Annotated in this window: 16 protein-coding genes; 4 read left to right on the forward strand and 12 right to left on the reverse strand. The window is 60.8% G+C overall.

Features of this window, described 5'->3' with window-relative positions:
* The first annotated feature begins 150 nt into the window (after positions 1-150).
* Both BLU24_RS13920 and BLU24_RS13925 read left to right on the forward strand, forming a co-directional pair.
* On the forward strand, positions 151-1,524 hold the full coding sequence (locus BLU24_RS13920) for an iron-containing redox enzyme family protein (RefSeq protein WP_093101187.1): 1,374 nt from the start codon (positions 151-153) through the stop codon (positions 1,522-1,524).
* Positions 1,525-1,538: 14 nt separating this feature from the next.
* Positions 1,539-2,483: a methyltransferase gene (locus BLU24_RS13925; protein ID WP_093101190.1), complete on the forward strand. Its 945-nt coding sequence runs from the start codon at positions 1,539-1,541 to the stop codon at positions 2,481-2,483.
* Between the two features lie 33 nt (positions 2,484-2,516).
* On the opposite strand, the gene BLU24_RS13930 is transcribed toward BLU24_RS13925, so the two are convergent.
* The 9 genes from BLU24_RS13930 to tspO form a co-directional block, all read right to left on the reverse strand.
* On the reverse strand, positions 2,517-3,833 hold the full coding sequence (locus BLU24_RS13930) for an SDR family oxidoreductase (RefSeq protein ID WP_093101192.1): 1,317 nt from the start codon (positions 3,831-3,833) through the stop codon (positions 2,517-2,519).
* 88 nt (positions 3,834-3,921) lie between these two features.
* On the reverse strand, positions 3,922-4,311 hold the full coding sequence (locus tag BLU24_RS13935; protein WP_093101194.1) for a DUF1850 domain-containing protein: 390 nt from the start codon (positions 4,309-4,311) through the stop codon (positions 3,922-3,924).
* Positions 4,308-6,335: a TRAP transporter permease gene (locus BLU24_RS13940; RefSeq protein ID WP_093101196.1), complete on the reverse strand. Its 2,028-nt coding sequence runs from the start codon at positions 6,333-6,335 to the stop codon at positions 4,308-4,310. The genes BLU24_RS13935 and BLU24_RS13940 overlap by 4 nt, the downstream gene beginning before the upstream one ends.
* Positions 6,336-6,406: 71 nt before the next feature.
* Positions 6,407-7,357, reverse strand: a complete 951-nt coding sequence (locus BLU24_RS13945; protein WP_093101198.1) for a TAXI family TRAP transporter solute-binding subunit — start codon at positions 7,355-7,357, stop codon at positions 6,407-6,409.
* Between the two features lie 69 nt (positions 7,358-7,426).
* A complete protein-coding gene (gene dctM, locus BLU24_RS13950) occupies positions 7,427-8,710 on the reverse strand; it encodes a C4-dicarboxylate TRAP transporter large permease protein DctM (protein ID WP_093101200.1) in 1,284 nt (427 codons plus the stop codon).
* Positions 8,707-9,339, reverse strand: a complete 633-nt coding sequence (locus BLU24_RS13955) for a TRAP transporter small permease (RefSeq protein ID WP_093101202.1) — start codon at positions 9,337-9,339, stop codon at positions 8,707-8,709. Before BLU24_RS13955 ends, dctM begins: the two co-directional genes overlap by 4 nt.
* 62 nt (positions 9,340-9,401) lie before the next feature.
* Positions 9,402-10,397 (reverse strand): TRAP transporter substrate-binding protein, encoded by a 996-nt coding sequence (locus BLU24_RS13960; RefSeq protein ID WP_093101204.1) that lies wholly within the window; start codon positions 10,395-10,397, stop codon positions 9,402-9,404.
* 199 nt (positions 10,398-10,596) lie between these two features.
* Complete coding sequence (locus BLU24_RS13965; protein WP_093101206.1) at positions 10,597-11,553, reverse strand: alpha/beta hydrolase fold domain-containing protein; 957 nt, start codon at positions 11,551-11,553, stop codon at positions 10,597-10,599.
* A complete protein-coding gene (tspO, locus tag BLU24_RS13970) occupies positions 11,550-11,993 on the reverse strand; it encodes a tryptophan-rich sensory protein TspO (RefSeq protein ID WP_093101208.1) in 444 nt (147 codons plus the stop codon). The genes BLU24_RS13965 and tspO overlap by 4 nt, the downstream gene beginning before the upstream one ends.
* Positions 11,994-12,148: 155 nt before the next feature.
* Between tspO and BLU24_RS13975 the strand changes: the two genes are divergently transcribed.
* Positions 12,149-12,385 carry a hypothetical protein gene (locus BLU24_RS13975; protein ID WP_093101210.1) on the forward strand — a complete coding sequence of 79 codons (237 nt, stop codon included), beginning with the start codon at positions 12,149-12,151 and terminating at the stop codon, positions 12,383-12,385.
* 717 nt (positions 12,386-13,102) lie between these two features.
* A complete protein-coding gene (locus BLU24_RS13980; protein WP_093101212.1) occupies positions 13,103-15,022 on the forward strand; it encodes a tyrosine-protein phosphatase in 1,920 nt (639 codons plus the stop codon).
* Between the two features lie 48 nt (positions 15,023-15,070).
* Here BLU24_RS13980 and BLU24_RS13985 read toward each other — a convergent pair whose 3' ends face one another.
* The 3 genes from BLU24_RS13985 to BLU24_RS13995 all read right to left on the reverse strand — a co-directional run bounded on the left by BLU24_RS13985 (position 15,071) and on the right by BLU24_RS13995 (position 19,010).
* On the reverse strand, positions 15,071-16,198 hold the full coding sequence (locus tag BLU24_RS13985) for a mechanosensitive ion channel family protein (protein ID WP_093101214.1): 1,128 nt from the start codon (positions 16,196-16,198) through the stop codon (positions 15,071-15,073).
* 188 nt (positions 16,199-16,386) lie between these two features.
* The gene (locus BLU24_RS13990) at positions 16,387-17,364 is read right to left on the reverse strand and encodes an AraC family transcriptional regulator (protein WP_093101216.1); all 978 of its coding nucleotides are present in this window, start codon (positions 17,362-17,364) and stop codon (positions 16,387-16,389) included.
* An 80-nt stretch (positions 17,365-17,444) separates the two neighbouring features.
* Complete coding sequence (locus BLU24_RS13995) at positions 17,445-19,010, reverse strand: sensor domain-containing diguanylate cyclase (RefSeq protein ID WP_093106678.1); 1,566 nt, start codon at positions 19,008-19,010, stop codon at positions 17,445-17,447.
* Between the last annotated feature and the right edge of the window lie 202 nt (positions 19,011-19,212).

Raw genomic sequence — 19,212 nt, forward strand, 5'->3', positions numbered from 1 at the left:
AGTTTGTGCTGCCCAGGCATTTTCCGCGGGCGAATGACGGCAGCAGTGGGGGATGTACCGTTGGCTCCGTCGCTGCGCTGAAAAAAGGAATTATTTTAACCGGCGGCGACTCTCTCGTTTATGAGCATGCATTTGATGAGGGGAGCTGCCATGACGCTGATCGACATCCCGATCAAGAAGTCTTCACAGAGGGCCGTGTTGCAACCGGTCTCTTATCACGATCTTTATGATCGGCTGTTGGCGGAAGATTCTGCGGTTGACCGGATTGCCTACGATCTGCTTCGCCAACAATTGCAGCTGGCCGCCGAGCTGCCGCTGGATCTGCCATCGGAGCCTGAGGCATTGGCGCAATGGTCGGAGGCGCACTGTGCCGATGTCGCGGCGCAATATGCGGAGTACCTGTCAGCGCGTCAGCAGGGTGCGGACCGGCGCTATTTTCGCAACAAGTCCCACGCGCTGTATTTCCTTCAGCATGTGGCGCCAACCAAAGAGGTCGACGGCGCCTGGCTGGCGGGCATTCCTGCGCACTGGCAGGACCAGCGTTTCGACTACCTGCTCGATACCTATCTCGAGGAGTTGGGCAACGGCCTCCCACGGCAGAACCATGTGGTGATCTACCGCAAGCTGCTGGCCGAACACGATTGCGCCGACCTGCAAGGTCTGGCCGATGAGTACTTTCTGCAGGGCGCCTTGCAACTGGCGCTGGGGCGTTTCGGCGATGAGTTTCTGCCGGAAGTCATCGGCTACAACCTTGGCTACGAACAGCCACCTCTGCACCTGTTGATCAGCTCGTACGAACTGGCCGAGCTGGGCATCGACCCGCAATATTTCCGCCTGCACGTGACCATCGATAATGCCAGCACCGGGCATGCGCGCAAGGCCGTGCAGGCGCTGTTGCGGCTGATCCCGGCAGGCCCGGAGCGCGACAATTTTTACCGGCGCATGACCGTCGGTTATCGTCTGAATGATCTGGGCAAGGGCTCGACGGCGGTCATTCAGGAGTTCGATATGCAGCGCGCGGTGGTGTCGATGCTCGAACGCAAGGCAATCTTCGGCCAGCACATGCATTCCGACTATTGCCGGATCGAAGACCGCACCATCAACCAGTGGCTGGCGGCGCCGGGGCAGATGGCCGATTTCCTCGCGGCGCTGGAGCGCAAGAGTTGGATCAAACGTGGCCAACCGGTTGAGCAAAGCCGTTTCTGGCGCCTGATCGAGGGCAGCGAAGCGGTGATGTTCGGTGTGTTCAACGGTTACGAAAAACAATTGCTCAGCGACTGGATTACCGGTGACTGCCCGGACAACGCGCACCGGCCCTACGTCGCGCGCCGAGGTGCAGCAGCCGATGAACAAATCGACATCGCTGATACCGAGCAGCGCACGCTGGAGAAGAGCCTGGAAAATCTGCCGCCTGTGGAACAGATGCACAAGCTGCAACCCTGGCTGCAACCGCAGCGGCACTGGCGTCCGGCCGGGCTGTTTGCGACCCGGCGTTTTATTCAATTGCGTGACCGTTTGCGTTGACCACAGGAGGCTGCATGTCGCTACAGGAAACTTCGGATCGAACGCTATTCGAATTGGGTAAACGCTTGCAGGACAGCGGTTATCGATTTATCACTCCGACACCGCTGACCCACGAACGGGTCTGTCAACGCTTCGCCAGCCCGCTGGCCAAGGACCTGCGCGATGTATTCGGGTGGTCGATGCCGTTTGCCAGCGAGCTGTTATCAGCGGATGAGCTGGGCAAGCTCGAGCAGGCGGGCATCATCGAGCAGCAAGGTTCGCTGTGGCGCAGCAACGTGCGCTGGTCGACGCTCAATGACCGCTTGTTTGTGCATTCGGCTTTTCCCACCACCGCCAACGATGCGGTGTTTTTCGGCCCCGATACCTATCGCTTCGCCCGCGCCATCCAGGCGCAGCTACAGCAACGCTTCGCTCCGATCAAACGTGCGGTGGACATTGGCTGCGGCAGCGGGGCAGGCGCGGTGATCATTGCCCGGGCGCGGCGCGAGGCTGAAGTGCTGGCCGTCGATATCAATCCGCAGGCGCTGCGCATGACCGCGGTCAACGCGGAACTCGCCGGGGCTGATAACGTCTCGGCGTACCACAGCGATCTGCTGGCCAGCGTTGAGGGCGAGTTCGATCTGATCATCGCCAATCCGCCGTACATGAACGATCAGCATCAGCGTGCCTATCGCCACGGTGGCGGGGCGCTGGGCGAAGGCCTGTCAGTGCGCATCGTGCGCGAAGCACTGCCGCGTCTGGCGCTCGGCGGGACGTTGCTGGTCTACACCGGCGTGGCGATTCAGGTCGGGCAGGATCCTTTCCTCGAAGCGATCAAACCGCTGGTGGCCGGTGGCAGGTATGCGTGGACTTATGAAGAGCTTGACCCGGACGTGTTCGGTGAAGAACTGGTCAAACCCGAATACGCCCTCGCCGAGCGCATCGCCGTGGTGGCGTTGACGGTAACCCGCGAGCAGTGACGCTTTATCGCGCCACCGCTCGCCGGAAGCTGGCTAGCGGTGGCGTCCGCGTGATCGATTGATCGCCAGCAGGCAGCCACCGACCAGCATCGCGGCGCCAGCCACCAGCAGCGGTGAGGGTCTTGTCGGCTGGCGCCAACCGCCCTCGACGCGCCGCTCGCCGCTAGGTGGTGTGAACAAATTCCCCGACGACGTTTCAATGGCCGGACTGCGCTGGATGCCCCGGCGGGTCAGCCAGCCCGACAACTGCGAAAAGCCCGGCAGCAGAAAGTGCGCCATGCGAGCGAGCGTTGCCGCACTGCCGACCGTCACCTGCGGTTTTGGCTTGAGCGCGCAATTGACCATTGCGCTCGCCACTTGCTGCGGATCATAAATCGGCGGTGGCGGCTTCAGCGCATGGCCGGTGTAGTTGGCGCCGTCGCGAAACCCCGGGGTATCGATGACCGCTGGATAGATGTTGCAGACATGAATATCCGGCTGCCCGACCAGTTCGCCGCGCAGGGCTTCGGTGAGACCGATCAAGCCATATTTGCTCGCCGAATACGCCGCCGCATACGGCTGCGCCACCCAACTGCCGAGCGACAGCGTGTTGATCAGAATCCCCTGTTGCTGTGCCTTGAAATAAGGCCACACGACGTAGGCGCCGCGCAGATAGCCGAGCAAGTCGGTCTGCAGAACCTGTTCATGCACTTTCAGTGGCGTCTGCGCAAAATCGCCCACCGCCCCAACACCGGCATTGTTGATCCAGATATCGATACGGCCATTGCCAAATTCCGCCGCCTGCTCGGCCAGTTGTTGCATTTGCTCGTTGGAGGTGACATCGGTGCGCACCGCCAGCGCTTGTGCACCCCGCGCCGCGCACTCATCGACCACCTCGGCCAGCGCCTCGCCGTCACGCGCGGCCAGCACCAGCCGCGCATGCTCAGCGGCAAACGCATGCGCGGTCGCCCGGCCAATGCCGCTGGAGGCGCCGGTGATGACCACCAGTTTGCCCGCCAGGCGCGGGCTGGTCATTGAGCGTTTGGGGGCGAGAGGTTCAGGCGTCGCAGCCGGCTCAATGGTTTCCGGCTCGTAGGGCACCAACTCGACCGCCAGGCGCAACCCGTCGTTCATCACCAGCGTCAGCGCCTCGATCCGGCCGACGACCCGATCGGGGTAGATCGGCTCGCCTGTGGGATCGAGCATGTCGTAGACAAACGTCTGGCCTTCGAGCCAACCCACCGCGGTCTGCAGTTCGGGGCCGAGGTAATACCTGCCATCAAGAAAAAAGCCAGGAAACTGCGGCGCGCGCTCGACGCTGTCAATGCGATAGCGCTCACCCGGCTTCATACCGGTTTCAGGGGCGATCATAGGGAATTCCTCCTCCGTTGGTTCTGTGATAGAGAACGGCGGGGAACGCAGGGTTCCATGCAAAAGAGGAGCGGGCGCTGAATGACGATTATCCGGCGATCTCGCAGCTCCACAGCTCAATGAACGGTTGCGCGCTGGTCGGGGCGCCGACCCATTGACTCATCGATTGGCAGTCGCCCTCGAAGCACAACTGATAATCGCCCGCCTCGGGTGTGCGCCCCAGTTTCAGTGGTTGTTGGGGCGGCAAGCGGCGCTGGAAGTGCCAACTGCCGTTGTCCAGTCGTGCGTCATCGGGGATGTCCATGCCGGCACCGTTGCCGCGTACCCGCGCTTCTTGCAGCATCAGGCCTTCGGCGCTGACGCGGTAATCTTCTTCCCAGCGAATCTTCTCGATGCTGTGATTCCACGCCAGGGTGAAATGGCTCACCGGCAGTTGCGCCCAGAGGCTGCCGGCCAGCCCCAGGCACAAACCGATCATGCCGCCGCCAGCCCGGCGCGGCGGGATCGCCAGACGTGTTGGAACAGCACCAGAATGCCGAGGACGAAGCCGATCTCATCGGTCAGCGGCAGCGCGACGATCAGCAAAGCCCCCGCAGCGAAACTGAGCAAACGCTCCCACACTGCCATTTTGCGTTGCAGGAAACCCGTAGACGCGACACCCCACAGGCCGACCGCCAGAACGGTTTTCAGCAGCATGTAAGCGCTCATCCACAGATTGTCGCCTTGCAGCATCAACGCCGGGTTATAGACCGCCATGAACGGAATAATGAAACCGGCCAGCGCAATGCGCACCGCCCACAGGCTGATCTTGAAGCCGCTTTCCTTGGCGATTGGCGCAGCGGCAAAGCAGGCGAGCGCCACCGGTGGAGTGAGGTCGGCGAGGATGCCGAAATAGAACACGAACATATGCGACACAATCAGCGGCACGCCCAGTTCCAGCAGCGCCGGGGCGGCAATCGAACTGGTGATGATGTAGTTGGGAATGGTCGGAATGCCCATGCCCAGCACCAGGCAGGTGATCATCGTCAGGATCAGCGACAGCAACAGGTTGTCGCGGCCGATCGCCAGGATGTAACCGGCAAACGTCGACGCGACGCCAGTGAGCGAAACGATGCCGATGATCACCCCGACCAGCGCGCAGGCAATGCCCACCGGCACCGCGTGGCGTGCACCTTCGACCAATGCGTGCAGGCAGATCAGCAGGGTCTCCCGACTGCCCTTGATCAATGCGCAGACCAGCACCAGCACCGCAACGACGGCGAAAATCACCGCGATCCCCAGCTGAAAAAAGCCTGTGCACAGCACACCCAATGCGATCCAGAACGCACAACGCAGACCGAAGCTGTGCACCCTGAAAATGATCGCCGAGCCGAGAATCACAATCGCCGTCAAGGCCAGGCCGACCATCCCGGAAAACAGCGGCGTGCGCCCGGAAAACAACAGGTAAACCAGGACCAGCAGCGGGATCAGCAGGTACCAGCGCTCCTTGACCGCGCCAAACGCGCTGGGGCATTGCTCTTTGGGCAAGCCCTGCAGGTTGGAGCGTTTGGCTTCCAGATGGACCATCCAGAACACCGAACCGAAATACAGGATGGCCGGGATCAACGCGGCCTTGGCGATTTCCACGAACGGCACGTTGATGGTTTCCGCCATGATGAACGCCACCGCGCCCATCACTGGCGGCATGATCTGGCTGCCCATGCTGGACGTGGCTTCGACGCCGCCGGCGAACGCCGCCCGGTAGCCGAAGCGTTTCATCAGCGGAATGGTGAATTGCCCGGTGGTCACCACGTTGGCGATCCCCGAACCGGTGATGGTCCCCATCAACGCCGACGAGGCCACAGCGACCTTGGCCGGCCCGCCCAGCTTGTGGCCGAACAGGCCCATGGCGAAATCGGTGAACAGCTTGATCATCCCGGCCTGTTCGAGAAACGCGCCAAACAGGATGAACAGAAAGATGTAGGTGGCCGACACGTAGGTCGGGGTGCCGTACAACCCTTCGGTGCCGAACGACAATTGATTGATGATCTGGTCGACGCCGTAGCCGCGGTGGGCCAGTTCGCTGGGCAGGTACTCCCCGAACAGGCCATAGGCGAGGAACAAGCCGCAGATGATCGGCAGTGCAATGCCCATTACCCGCCGCGCGGCTTCGAAGACCAGCGTAATCAGCACCACGCCAACGAGCATGTCGGTTGGCGTCAGGTCGCCGGAACGCTGAATCAGATCCGCTTCGAACACCCACTGATACAGGGCAACGCCGATGGCGGCCAGGCTGAGCAACCAGGCCAGTGGTTGCCAGGGTCGGCTCTGGCCGTAAGCCGGGTAGCTGAGAAACACCACCCACAACAGAAAGCCGACGTGCACCGCGCGCAGCACCTGACTGGAGATCGGCGCGAAGGCTGCGGTGATGATCTGGAATATCGAAAACAGCAGCGCTACGTAAAATAGCGCTTTTGGCCAGTCCCGCGGGTTCGCGGAAATGCCGTGATGCTCATCGCTCATTGGCGGCTGCCTCATGACTACGCTGGAAGAAGCCAGTGGCGACGCTCGAATCGCCACTGGCCTTGGGGCGGTTACAACGCGCCTTTTTCCTGGTAGTAGCGCTCGGCACCGGGGTGCAGATTGATCGGCAGGTTTTTCGCCGCCGTCTCCAGCTTGATGTCCTTGGCGGCCGAATGAGAATTGCCCAGGCGCGGCAGGTTCTCGAACAGCAGTCGGGTCATTTGGTAAACGACCTCGTCGGGCAGGTCGGCGCGTGTCACCAGGATGTTGGTGATTGCCACGGTCGGCACGGCTTCGGCCTGACCGTCATAGGTGTTGGGCGGAATCATCGCGCTCTGATACGCCGGGTTGCCGATTTTGCTGACCACATCAGGCGGGATGGCGATGTAGTTCAGTGGCATCACCGAAGACAGGTCGCGAATCGCCGCCATGCCCAAGCCGGAGGATTGCAGTGTGGCGTCCAGTTGGCGGTTCTTGATCAACTCCACCGATTCGGCGAAGGGCAGGTATTGCACCTTGCCCATGTCCTCGTAGGTCAGGCCGGCGGCTTTGAAAATGGCCCGGGCGTTGAGTTCTGTTCCGGACTTGGGGGCGCCGACCGAGATGGTCTTGCCCTTGAGATCGGCGAGGCTCTTGATCCCCGATTCCTGGCTGGCGACGATCTGAATGTAATTCGGGTAGGCGCCACCGAGGGCGCGCAGTTTGGTCAGGGGCGCTTTGAAACCGGCATCTTCCACGCCGTTTTTTGCATCCGCCACCGAATCGCCCAAGGCCAGCGCCAACTCGCCACGACCGGCCTGCAACAGATTGAGGTTCTCCACCGAGGCCTTGGTGGCCTGCACCGAAGTCTTCGAACCGGCAATGCCATCGCTGTAGATCTGCGACAAGCCGACACCGATCGGGTAATACACCCCGCTGGTGCCTCCGGTCAGGATATTGATGAACACCGGCGCGGCCTGTGCCGCGGTGCTCAATGCCAGGGTGGCGGCGGCCAACAGGGCAAAGCGTGTTTTGACTCGCATGGGAAAGCTCTCCGTCTTGTTATGGTTGTCAGCAGAGTGTTTTAGCGCTGCACGGCACGGGTGCGGGCATCAGCTCATCCCCAGCCAGGTCGGCAATACCAGTGAAATCCACGGTACGTAGGTAATCAATATAAGGAACAGCAGCAAAATCATCAGCCAGGGCATCGCCGCCCGGATGGTCGCGGGCAAGGACATGCCGGTCACCGCCGAAGTGACAAACAGGTTCAGGCCAACCGGTGGCGTGATCAGGCCGATTTCCAGGTTGACCACCATGATGATGCCCAGGTGAATCGGGTCGATGCCCAGTTTCATGGCGATGGGGAACAGAATCGGCGCCAGAATCAGGATGATCGCCGACGGCTCCATGAACGCACCGGCAATCAGCAGCACAATGTTGACCACCAAAAGGAACGTGACCGGGGTCAGGCCGGCTTCGATCACCCAGGCGGTGATCTGCTGCGGCAGTTGTTCGGTGGTCAGCACATGGGCGAAGAGCATGGCGTTGGCGATGATGAACATCAGCATGATGCTCAGTTTGGCTGACTCGAGCAGGACTTTAGGCGTCTCGCGAAACGTCAGGTCCTTGTAGACGAACAACGCAATGAACGCCGAGTAGACCGCTGCCACGGCCGCCGCCTCGGTGGGGGTGAACATTCCGGAATAAATGCCACCGAGGATGATCACCATCAGCAACAGGCCCCAGATGGCCTGGCGCGCCGTGGCGAGAAATTCACGCAGCGTGGCGCGGGGCAGGGCGGGCAGGTTCTTTTTCACTGCGACGATGTAGATCGCCACCATCAACGCGGTGCCCAACAGCAGGCCCGGTATCACCCCGGCCATGAACAGCTTGCCGACCGAGGTTTCGGTGGCGGCGGCATACACCACCATCACGATCGACGGCGGAATCAGAATGCCCAGCGTCCCGGCGTTGCAGATGATCCCCGCGCCGAAAGCCTGCGGATAACCGGAACGGACCATGCCGGCGATGGCGATCGAGCCCACCGCTGCCACGGTCGCCGGGCTTGAGCCGGAGAGGGCGGCAAACAGCATGCACGCCAGCACCGCCGCGATGGCCAGGCCGCCGCGAATGTGCCCGACACAGGCATTGGCGAAGTCGATCAGGCGACGGGCAACCCCGCCGGTGGTCATGAACGCGCCGGCGAGCAGAAAAAACGGAATCGCCAGCAGGGTGTAATGCTCCGAGGTCTCGAACAGCTTGATCGCCAGCGAACGTACGGAATCGGGACTGAAGAAAATGATCGTCAACGACCCGGCCAGGCCGAGGGAAATGGCGATGGGCACGCCAATGAACATCAAAGCGAAAAGCGCGACGAACAGGAAGGCGATGGTCATGGCTTGTCACCCTCGTGCTCGGCGAGTTTCAGCGCGTCGGCGGCTTCATCGGCCAGGCCCAGTCCGGTCTGACGGTTGCGCAGTATGCGCACGAGGATTTCGGCAAAACGGATGAAAATCAGCGCGAAACCCACCGGCACGATCAGCCCGATATGCCATTGCATGATGCCGAAGTGGCCGAGATCTTCGGCACCGATGTCGGCGTTCATCAAGGTCGCGATCCATTCCAGGCTGGCAATGCATAGCACCCCGGCATAGGCCAGGCAGCACAGGCAGGCGAGTATGCCGATGTATTTCTGCACCGAACGACGGGCCAGTTTGACCAGCGCATCAACGCCGATGTGCCCGGCCGTGCGCACGCCATAGGCCAGGCCGAAAAAGATCAGCCAGCCAAACAGTGCCTTGGTCAGGGCGGTGCTCCAGGTCATCGCCTGCGCCATGCCCATGATGCCGTCGCCGATGGCGAACAACGGGGAGCTTGCCGCAGGCCATTGATCGGCAAGCCAGTAAAACAGGCTGTAGAAGTTGTTGAGGATCACGTAAACGAACGTGACCAGCGTCATCGCAGCCAGGAGGAAGACGATAAAACCTTCCTCGAAGTGTTCCCAGATTCGCCGAAGCGCTTTCATGGCGGGCATCTCACGTCGAGTCAAGACTGGCAGGCGCCGCCCCGGCAGCGCCTGCCATGCGATTACTGAGCCTTGTTGACGGCTTCGGCGGCGGAGATCAGGTCAGGGCCGATATCGGCCTCGAACTTCTTCCACACCGGTTTCATCGCTTCGCGCCACTGCTCGCGTTCTTCAGGCGTGAGGGTAATGATTTCCGTGGTTTTGGCAGCGAGGATGCGCTGTTTGTCGCTCTCGTTTAGCTGCTGCGCCTCCTTGTTCACATGGGCGGTGACTTCGACGACGATCTTGTCGAGTTCGCTGCGCACGTCAGGTGGCAGGCCGTTCCAGAATTTGGTGTTGGTGATCAGCATGTAATCCAGCACACCGTGATTGGATTCGGTGATGAATTTCTGCACCTCGTGCATCTTCTGGCTGTAGATGTTCGAGTAGGGGTTTTCCGCACCGTTGACCACGCCGGTCTGCAAGCCCTGGTACACCTCGGCGAAGCTCATCTTGCGCGGGTTGGCACGCACGGCCTTGAACTGTTCTTCGAGCACGGCAGAGGCCTGCACGCGGAATTTCAGGCCACGGGCGTCGGCAGGCACACGCAGCGCCTTGTTGGCCGACAGTTGCTTCATCCCGTTGTGCCAATAGGCCAGGCCGGTGATGTTCTTGCTTTCCATCGACTTGAGCAGCCCCTGACCCTGCGGGCTCAGCTGGAAGCGGTCGACGGCGTTGATGTCATTGAACAGGAACGGCAGGTCGAACAGCTGCAGGCTTTTGGTGTATTGCTCGAACTTGGCCAGCGACGGTGCAATCATCTGCACATCGCCCAACAGCAGCGCCTCCATTTCCTTGCCGTCGCCAAACAGCGAGGAGTTGGGATAGACCTCGACCTTGACCTTGCCCGGCAGGCGTTCCTCCACCAGTTTCTTGAACAGCAAGGCGCCCTGGCCTTTGGGTGTCTGGTCGGCGACGACGTGCGAGAACTTGATGATTACCGGGTCGGCTGCCATGGCCGAGCTCATTGTGCCTAACGCCAATGCGCAGGCCAGCGCGGTATACAGGGATCTGAGCATCTACGGATTTCCTCTTGTTTTTGTTTTCGGATGGCTCGATGCATTGAGTGCATGCGCAGGCCGGAACAAAAACAAGTCTAGGCAGAAAATCAGCGGTTGGCGGGTGAACACCGGCAATTTGAGGAAAACGGGTATTGCAGGCTGTTTCAAGGGGGTAAAAGCGATGCCCGAATACCCAACCTTCACTGAAGCCGCGTCATCACGCCTTAGCGCTCTCGACACGTTTCGAGATCCACTGCCGACTGCAAGCCAGCACGCCCTGAGCGATGGCCGTCGGAAAATGAATGAACCCGTGGGGCGACGCCGGTAATACATGCAGCTCAACCGGGGCCGAGAGCTGCCAGCGCTCGGCGATCAGCAGGGTATCGTCAAGCAGCGGGTCGAGCTCGCCGGCAAACAGCAGCGCCGGGGGCAGGTCGCTGAAGTCGCCATACAGCGGCGACAACGGAGGCTGGCGGCGTTGTGTATCGTTCAGATCGGGGGTCAGCAGGCGCAACGCGTCGACCATGCCGGGGCCGTCAAGCACCAGTGTCTCGGCCGGCGCGTTGCGTACGCTGGGTGTGCCGGTCAGGTCGTAGACGCCGTAATACAGCAGTGCACCGTGAATGCGTCGAAGCAATTCGGGCGATGCTTTTAATGCAAGCAACGTTGCGACGGCGAGATGGGCGCCGGCGGATTCGCCGACCACCACTAGGGGCAGTCCGGCGAACTCGGCGTCATTCAGCACCCCGCGCGCGGCGCGCAGGCAATCGTCCAGCAGATCTTCGACCGGGGTTGAAACGGCCAATCGGTAATCGACCGAGACCACCGCAACCTGACAGTCGTTGACGATGGCGATGTTGAAATTGTCGTTCATCTGCGCGTTGCCGATGACCCAGCCGCCGCCGTGGAAATCCAGTACCACGCCACGCGGCTGGCCTTTGGGCCGGATAATGCGCACGGGCACGGTGTCGAAGATCCTTCGCTCAGCGGTCAGGCCATGCTCGCGCAGCTTTTTCGCGCCGCCGACCTGACTGAGGCGCAGCAGCGCCTGGATCAGGCGCGGCGTCAGGCGGTTGCGGATCTTGAAGCGCGGCAGCCAGGCGAGCTTGCGGTTGAACGCGCGCACTTGCGCCAGTTCACGTTCACCTTGCGGCCAAGGCGCAGGGGCCGTCATGCGCGGTTCTTCAGCAGGATGGAGAAGTTCAGTGCCGCGGCGACGCACAGCCAGGCCAGATACGGGAAGAGGATCAGTCCGGTGATCAGGTCCAGTTGCAACGCCAGCACTACCATCGCCGCGACGACCAGCCATAGCAGCGTGAGGATGACCATCGCCGCCAACACTTGATGCGCGCCGAAGAACACCGGCGTCCACAGTGTGTTCAAGGCGATTTGCGCGGCCCACAGGGCGAGCACGGTCTGGCTGCCGGGGATCAGGCTCAAGCGATAACCGGCCCAGGCCAGCAGTAGATAAATGATCGTCCAGGCCACCGGAAACGCCCAGTTGGGCGGGGTGAAGCCGGGTTTGTTCAGGCCTTCGTACCACGCGCCCGGTTTGAACATGACGCCGGTGGTTGCCGCTGCTGCGCAGGCCAGAAGGAAGATGAAGAAGGTCATTGCCAGTCCTTAGCTGTGATCAGCTTTTCGGGAAGTGTATGCAAGGGACGCCCGGCGCCGCGAAAAGTTTGCCCGGCAAGCGATGCGGTTGAACCAATAAGCTGACCGGTCGGTCAGGGTATGCAGTTGTTTTGATTTTCTTCGAGGATGAGACGATGGCTGTTTTTGTTTTGGAGTATCGCTTCAATGGTGAGCCGCGCAGTTATGAGCTTGAATTGAAGCAGGTGCAACTGGCTGAGCATGAGGCGGCGATGCATTTGTTGCAGTTGCATTTGGGGGATGCGGAGAACAGTCTGCTCATGCCGTCGGCGGATTCGACGCCGGAGCAGGTGATGGAGCAGGCGGAGCGGGTGGGGCTGACGGATATTCAGGTGGGTGATCGAAAGGGTTGATCTTCGCGCTGGGTACATATCCATTGCTTCGGGTGCTGCGGCTGGCGGTTTCGCCCTTACGGCGAGTCCCTTTTTCAGACGCCAAAAAGGAACCAAAAGGCTTTGCTCCTGCGTTCGGCCCTCGCAGGCTCGGGTCCCTTCGCTCCGGGATCGCTCCGGGATCGCTCCGGGCGCAGCGGCTACGGTTTGCTGCGCTGCACCTCCTTCCGCTGTGTCTGGCTTCGCCAGACGGTCGCTGCGCTCCCACGCCCGGATCGATCCCTCCACTCAGCCTTCCGACGTCGCCGGTGGATCAAGATCAAGAGCACTCGAGCTGGCGCTCATTGTTGAGTGGTTAGAAGCGCGCGGTTGGCTTTGGATTGGTGGTGTGGCTGCCCCTCACCCCAGCCCTCTCCCGAGGGAGAGGGGGCCGATTTCGTTTGGCTTCGAAGTTGGCGTACGACGCGGTATTTCATGTCTGCGTAACTCTTCCAAAAACCACGGTCAGTTCCCTCTCCCTCCGGGAGAGGGCTAGGGTGAGGGGCTTTTGATTTTAAGGCTGATTTCAAGCCGCCCCGGCAATCCAGGTAGCACTCGTTCCCGTTGTCAAAAACAGACCATTCACGCACCCCACGGCCCATTTGCGCAGGCATTTCCCTTCCATTCGAAACTGTCATATTCCGTCCCACTGGCATCCCCATAGTGAAAAGCCCAACGCTTGTTCAAAGAGGCTGCACTGTGTTCCAACGTCTTCTGTGTTCGCTGTCCGTTCTGAGCCTGTCCATTGCTGCCGCCCACGCTGCCGAGCCTGTCGTGCTCGACACGCCGCGCCTGCAAGGCATCGATAATTTTCGTGATGTCGCCGGTACCACCAGCGCTTATTCCACCGCCCATGACGGCACGATGCGTGGCGGGGTGTTCTATCGTTCCAATGCGCTGACGCCGTCGGCGGCGGATCTGGCGACGCTTGGCGGGCTGGGTATCGGGGCGATTTATGATCTGCGTACGCCGAGCGAAATTGCCGCCACGCCTGACACGATGATTGAGGGCGCGACCTGGCAGAACATCGATATCATCGGCAGCACGACCTCCGGTGCCGATATCACCCATATCTCGTTCAAAAGCGCCGCTGACGCCATCGCGATGATGGAGCAGACCAACCGCGCCTTCGTCAGCGACGCCGGCATGCGCAGTCAGTTCGGCCAGTTGTTCAATGCCCTCGCCAGTGTCGATGCGGCGCAGCTGTTTCACTGCACCGCCGGCAAGGACCGCACCGGCTGGACCGCGGCTGTTTTGCAGAGCATTGCCGGGGTCGATGAGGCGACCATCATGGCTAACTATCTGGCGACCAACGACTACACCGCCGCCCGTGTCGCGGCAACCCTGAAAGCCTTGCCGCCGAGCATGGCCGCGGTCTACGAGCCGTTGCTGGGCGTGCAGGCCAGTTATTTGCAGGCCGGTCTCGATCAGGTCGCCGCCGAGTACGGCAGCATGGACAATTACCTCAAACAGGGTCTCGGTCTGTCGCAGGAAACCATTTACGTGCTGCGCGGCAAGCTGGTCGAATACAACAGTCTGCCGGGGCAGGCCGGGCTGATCGGTAACGCTGCGGCCGGTGCCGAGTTGCTGCGGCAGTTGCAGAACACCGAGTTGTCCGGGACTTACAGCGCTTACAACTACTACCTGCAATCGGCGATCGATGCCGGCACGCTCGGTGGGGTTGAAAGCCAGGTTGGCGGTCAGGTGCATGCCGACGCGGCGAGCTATCTGCTGCGCCAGAACGCAATGATTGAGCAAGCCGCGGCACCGTTCGTCAGGGGCAGTGATCTCAAGGTCGGGCAGTACCGCCTCTGGAGTACCGCGCTGGCTGGCTACCTCGGCACCGATGGCTCGGCCCATGCCGACAGCAGCAACGAACACAGCCAAGGCCTGATGGTTGGCATTACTCAACGCTTCAGCGAACAATTCAGTGCGCGCGGCGGGTTTGGCTATAGCAATGGCAACGTCGGCGGGGCAGGTGGGGAGGCGGACGCGGACTTGACCTTCCTCAATGTCGGCGCGCGCTACGGTTTCAGCAACCTGGAGCGCGGCCTGTTCCTTGACGCCAATGCCAGTGCCGGTTACGTCGATTACACCAGCAAACGCGAACTCGGCGGTGGCCTCGGTACGGCGAAAGGCGACAGCCATGGCAACCTCACCGGTGCGACGTTGGCGCTGGGTTATCGCGCTCCGGTCAACGGCATGACCTTCGAACCGAGCCTCGGTTTGCGCATCAGTCACCTCGACCTCAACGGCTTCCAGGAGAAGGGCAGCGAACTGGCGCTGGACGTCGACGACAACAGCGCCACCCGCCGCAGCGCGATCGCCAACCTCAACGTCGCCTTCGCTCCGCTGGCAATGGGCGCCTGGCAACTGGTGCCGGGCGTACAGGTTGGCTACGAACGCACCCTGGGTGATAACCGGGTCGACAGCCAGGGTCACTTGCTCGGCCTCGACGTTGATCAGCGCGCGGCCTTCGATAATCGCGATCAGTTCAGCGGCGGCGTCAACCTGATGGCCAATCTCGGCGCCCTGAGCCTGGGCGCTGAGGTCGGTGCCAGTGGCGGCGGTGACAGCCACGGCTTCAACGGCGGGCTCAAGGCCAGTTACGCGTTCTGAACGAACAACCGGCCGCCAGTGCTGCTGGCGGCCGGTGTTTTAACGCGCTCAGGCATGTTCCGTACGCGAGGCATGCTGCGCTTTTGGCGGCAACGCAGCGGCTTCCGGCAATGACGCTATGTGCACTGTCCGCGACGGGAAGGCGAACTCGGCGTCAACATCGGCAACCGCTTCCATGATCTGCAGATTGATTCGTTGCTGCACGTCCATGTACACGTTGTAGCTGGCATCCAGGACGATATACACCGTCTCGAATTCCAGTGCGCTCTCGCCAAAACTGCGGAAATGGCAGCGATCGAAGCGCGCCTGTTTTTCATGCTTGATGATCGCTTCGACGCGGCGGGTGATCTCTTTGATCTGCTCGGTCGAGCATTCATAGGTCAGGCGAAACTCGAAAACGATCCGCCGCTCCTGCAGCCGTTTGTAGTTCTGAATGGTGCTGCCGATCATGTCGGCGTTGGCCATGACGATCTGCTCGCCGCCGAGGCTGCGTATGCGTGTGGTTTTCAGGCCGACGTGTTCGACGGTACCGGCCAGCGTGCCGACGACGATGAAATCGCCCACTTCAAAAGGCTTGTCGACGGCAATCGACAGCGAGGCGAATACGTCGCCGAGAATGTTCTGTACCGCCAGCGCTACCGCGATACCGCCGACGCCGAGGCTGGCGACGAACGCGGTGATGTTGACGCCGAGGTTCGACAGCATGGCCAGCAGAATCACCGCCCACAACAACACCTTGACGCCCCACAGGCTCAGCGTCGCCAGAGCACTGCCCTGAAACGTGCCGGTGGTGCTGTGGCGCGAGAAGTAACGATGCAGCGCCAGCGCCAATGCGCGATTGACCCACAGACCGACCTGCAATGCCGCCACCACAAACCACAGGCTGCTAACTCGAGTGAGCCAGCGCTCGGGCAAGTCGAGCAAACCGATCCCGATCAGAATCGACGCCAGCAGCAACAGCGTGGTGCTGGTTGCCGACAGCACTTCGCTGGCCATGTAACTCAAGTGTCCATTACCGGCCGCCGCCCGCGCCTGCACCTTTCGAAACACGAAGCGGATGGCCGTTCGTGCGAGGAAATAGCTCAGCAACGTTGCGCAAAACGCCAGAATCCAGTTCCCCAGTGAAATGCCTAAAACCGCGTGATGGATGAAAAATCCTGTGAAGTCCTCAGTCATGCGAAACCCCCTATCAAAGCCTGCGACGACGCATGCGCAGCGGCCGTCGCAGCCAGGTAGACGCCAGCCGATGCGTTGCGGCGATCGAGTGGCCTGTCAGGGGTTAGTCGTTTTGAGCAGGTGGCTGTTCCATCAAATTACGCGGGCGGCGAACGACGGGCATGTGAACAACCGGCAAGACGCGAACCTCAAAGCCTCGACTTCAGTTGCGCCGGGCTCACTCCGAACGCGCTCTGAAAGTACTGAGAAAACCGCCCGACATTGCTGAAACCCAAGCGCAGCGCCACCTCCGTGACCGACGCCGAATGCCGCTGCGCCAACGCTTCATAAGCACGCTGCAAACGTACCTGGCGCTGATACGCCACGATCGACATCCCGACGAAGCGGCGAAAGCCTTCCTGCAACGCGCGCTGGCTGACATGGCTCATTCGCGCCAGCTCCACGCCGCTGACCGGTTGCTCTGGATGTGCCTGGATAAACTCCACCGCCAGCTTCACGTGCCTGGGCGCCACCAGCGGTGCCGGCCGCCGCAGCACCTCGGAGAAGTTATGCGGCCACGCCTCGAGCACCGCATCGATCAACATTTCGCGCAGGCGCGAGGGCATCAAGGTTCCGCTGTTGAGCAACGTGTCGAACTCGGTTCCCGTCGCCAGATCGATCAGCGCCTTGAGGCCCTGAAAGGCTGGCGACTGCAAATCCACGCTGGGCTGAAAAGCGATCTTCTGCACGATCGGTTTGTCCAGCAGCGCCGATAAACGCTCGGTGAGCTGATGGCGGTTGATCGACATGCCGTGATGCGCGTGATCATCGAAGAAACGCATCGAGCGGATGTCCGCCTTGTCGATCGCCAGGCCGATGTGGCTTGCACCGATGGATTCGCTGGCGTGATTGAACAGGATCTTGCCAGCGGTCGGGATGACGAACGTGATCTCGTCCTGTGGGTCAGGGAAGGCCACGCTGAAGTCACCGCGATAATGCATGCGGCGAAAGCTCACGCCTTCGTGTCGACCGTAGACGCCACTGATCACGATGTTCGAGGGAATCGGCGGAGTGTCGGCGTAGCGGTTGCCGAAAAATCGGGAGAAGAGGGCGCCGAAGTCATCGGAGTGGAGGTTGTCGGAGCGCAGGATGATGGGCTGGCGAGGTGTGGACTCATTCCATTGCATGTGAAATTGCGGGCCTTGAGCAAATGGTACGTGCGGCAGAGCCTAGCAAATGGCAGTGACTGGATTGTGACGAGCGGCGATCACGGTAGTTGCGTGGCACTGCAGTAGCGATCGCGACCTTGCTGCTTCGCGGCATAGAGCATCTTGTCGGCGGCATTGATCAGTACAGCGGCGCTAACCTCATGTTCGGCTGGCCTGGCCGCCGCGATGCCTGCGCTGACAGTGACGTGGCCGAGGGGATGTGCGGCGTGGTCTATACCCAAAGCTCGAATGGTTTCGATGATGTGCCGGGCGACCATTTCTGCCCCCTGGAGATCGGTGTTCGGCAGCAGCACGGAAAACTCTTCGCCGCCATACCGGACGGCAAGATCCCCGGGGCGTTTCAGCGCGTGGGAAATCGCCTTTGCTACAGTGGCCAGACATTCGTCACCGGCGGCGTGCCCGTAGGTATCGTTGTAGCGTTTGAAGTAATCGACGTCGATCATGATCAATGCCAGTGACGAGTTCTGCCGCTTGGCCAGCCGAATCTCGTCTGCCAGCGCACTGTCCAGCCGACGCCGGTTGGCCAGGCCGGTGAGGCTGTCGGTCAGGGCCATATCACGCATGGTCTGATGAGCAATACGCAGCTCTTTTTCAATGGCCATGCGCTGGCGAAGCTGATTGAGGACAATCAGACCGAACACCGTGAATGCGCAGATCACCGAGGACAGCACAAATCCGGTCTTGTAGAGATCCCAGCGCCAGGGCGCGATGATCGATTCACGGGACAGCCCGGTTTCGACCACCAAGGGGTATGTGGTCAGCGCCCGATAACCATACAGGCGCTCGGTGCCGTCCACGACGGCTTTGACTTCTGCGATGCCGTCGCTGGAGACGGGCAGGTAACGGGTGAAAATTTCACTGCTCGCCAGGCTCTGACCGATAACGGATTTGATAAACGGTCGACGTACCAGGATTGTTCCATCGCGCAGTGCCAGAACCAATGCGCCTCGGTCGTCGATTTTGAAATCACCGTAATAATCCACGAAATAGCTGACTTTGATGGTCCCAAGGAGAACCCCTGCAAAGGAACCATCAGGGTTGTTCAAGCGACGCGAGATAGGAATGATGAGATCGTCGGTGGATTTGCTTTTGACCACTTTGCCGATACGCACATTACGATCGGTGTGTGTGCGGTGGTATTGGAAGTAATCGCGGTCGGCGTTGTTCGCCGGTTCAGGGATGACTTCCTTGTCGGTGACGATCCATTGTCCATCCGGACCATAAATGAACAGGCCGTGCAATTGCGGCATCAATCTGGCTTGCTGTACCAACAATTTGTGAATGCGATTCACATTGATGTTTTGCAGTCCGTCACCTTCTACGCGCTCGCCCAGCGCAGCAGTCAGTACATCCACCTGTCGAATGGCATCCTCTGCATGCTGCGCCGTCGCCCTGGCAAGGTTGGTGACGGAATTGCGCGCCGACGTAAACGCTGAGTGGTAGTCACGCCAGGTCCGCCATCCTTCCACGCCGAGAAACGCCAGGATCACCGTCAACATGAACGCCACTGTGAGGCGGAACGCCGCGACAGCGCTGACAGCCTTGATCGGGGCAGCGTCTGCGTTGTCTTGCATCTTCTCGTCAGGCCGGTTTCGACCGGGCATGTGCGCATTCATAGGCTGCGAGGCTCATAGGTTCTTCCCGTGGCATTCGTCTGGTCTTCCTCCACAAGCTGACCGCGCTGACCGGGTTGAGATTCAATTTAACGGCCGAGGCAGACATCGTTGACTACATCGAGACTCGCGACATGTTCCAAGCGTGATGTTTTTCCGAACCTTCACCCGTCCGGGCCTATCAGAAATGACG

The organism is Pseudomonas sp. Z003-0.4C(8344-21) (genome assembly GCF_900104975.1).
Lineage (GTDB): Bacteria > Pseudomonadota > Gammaproteobacteria > Pseudomonadales > Pseudomonadaceae > Aquipseudomonas > Aquipseudomonas granadensis.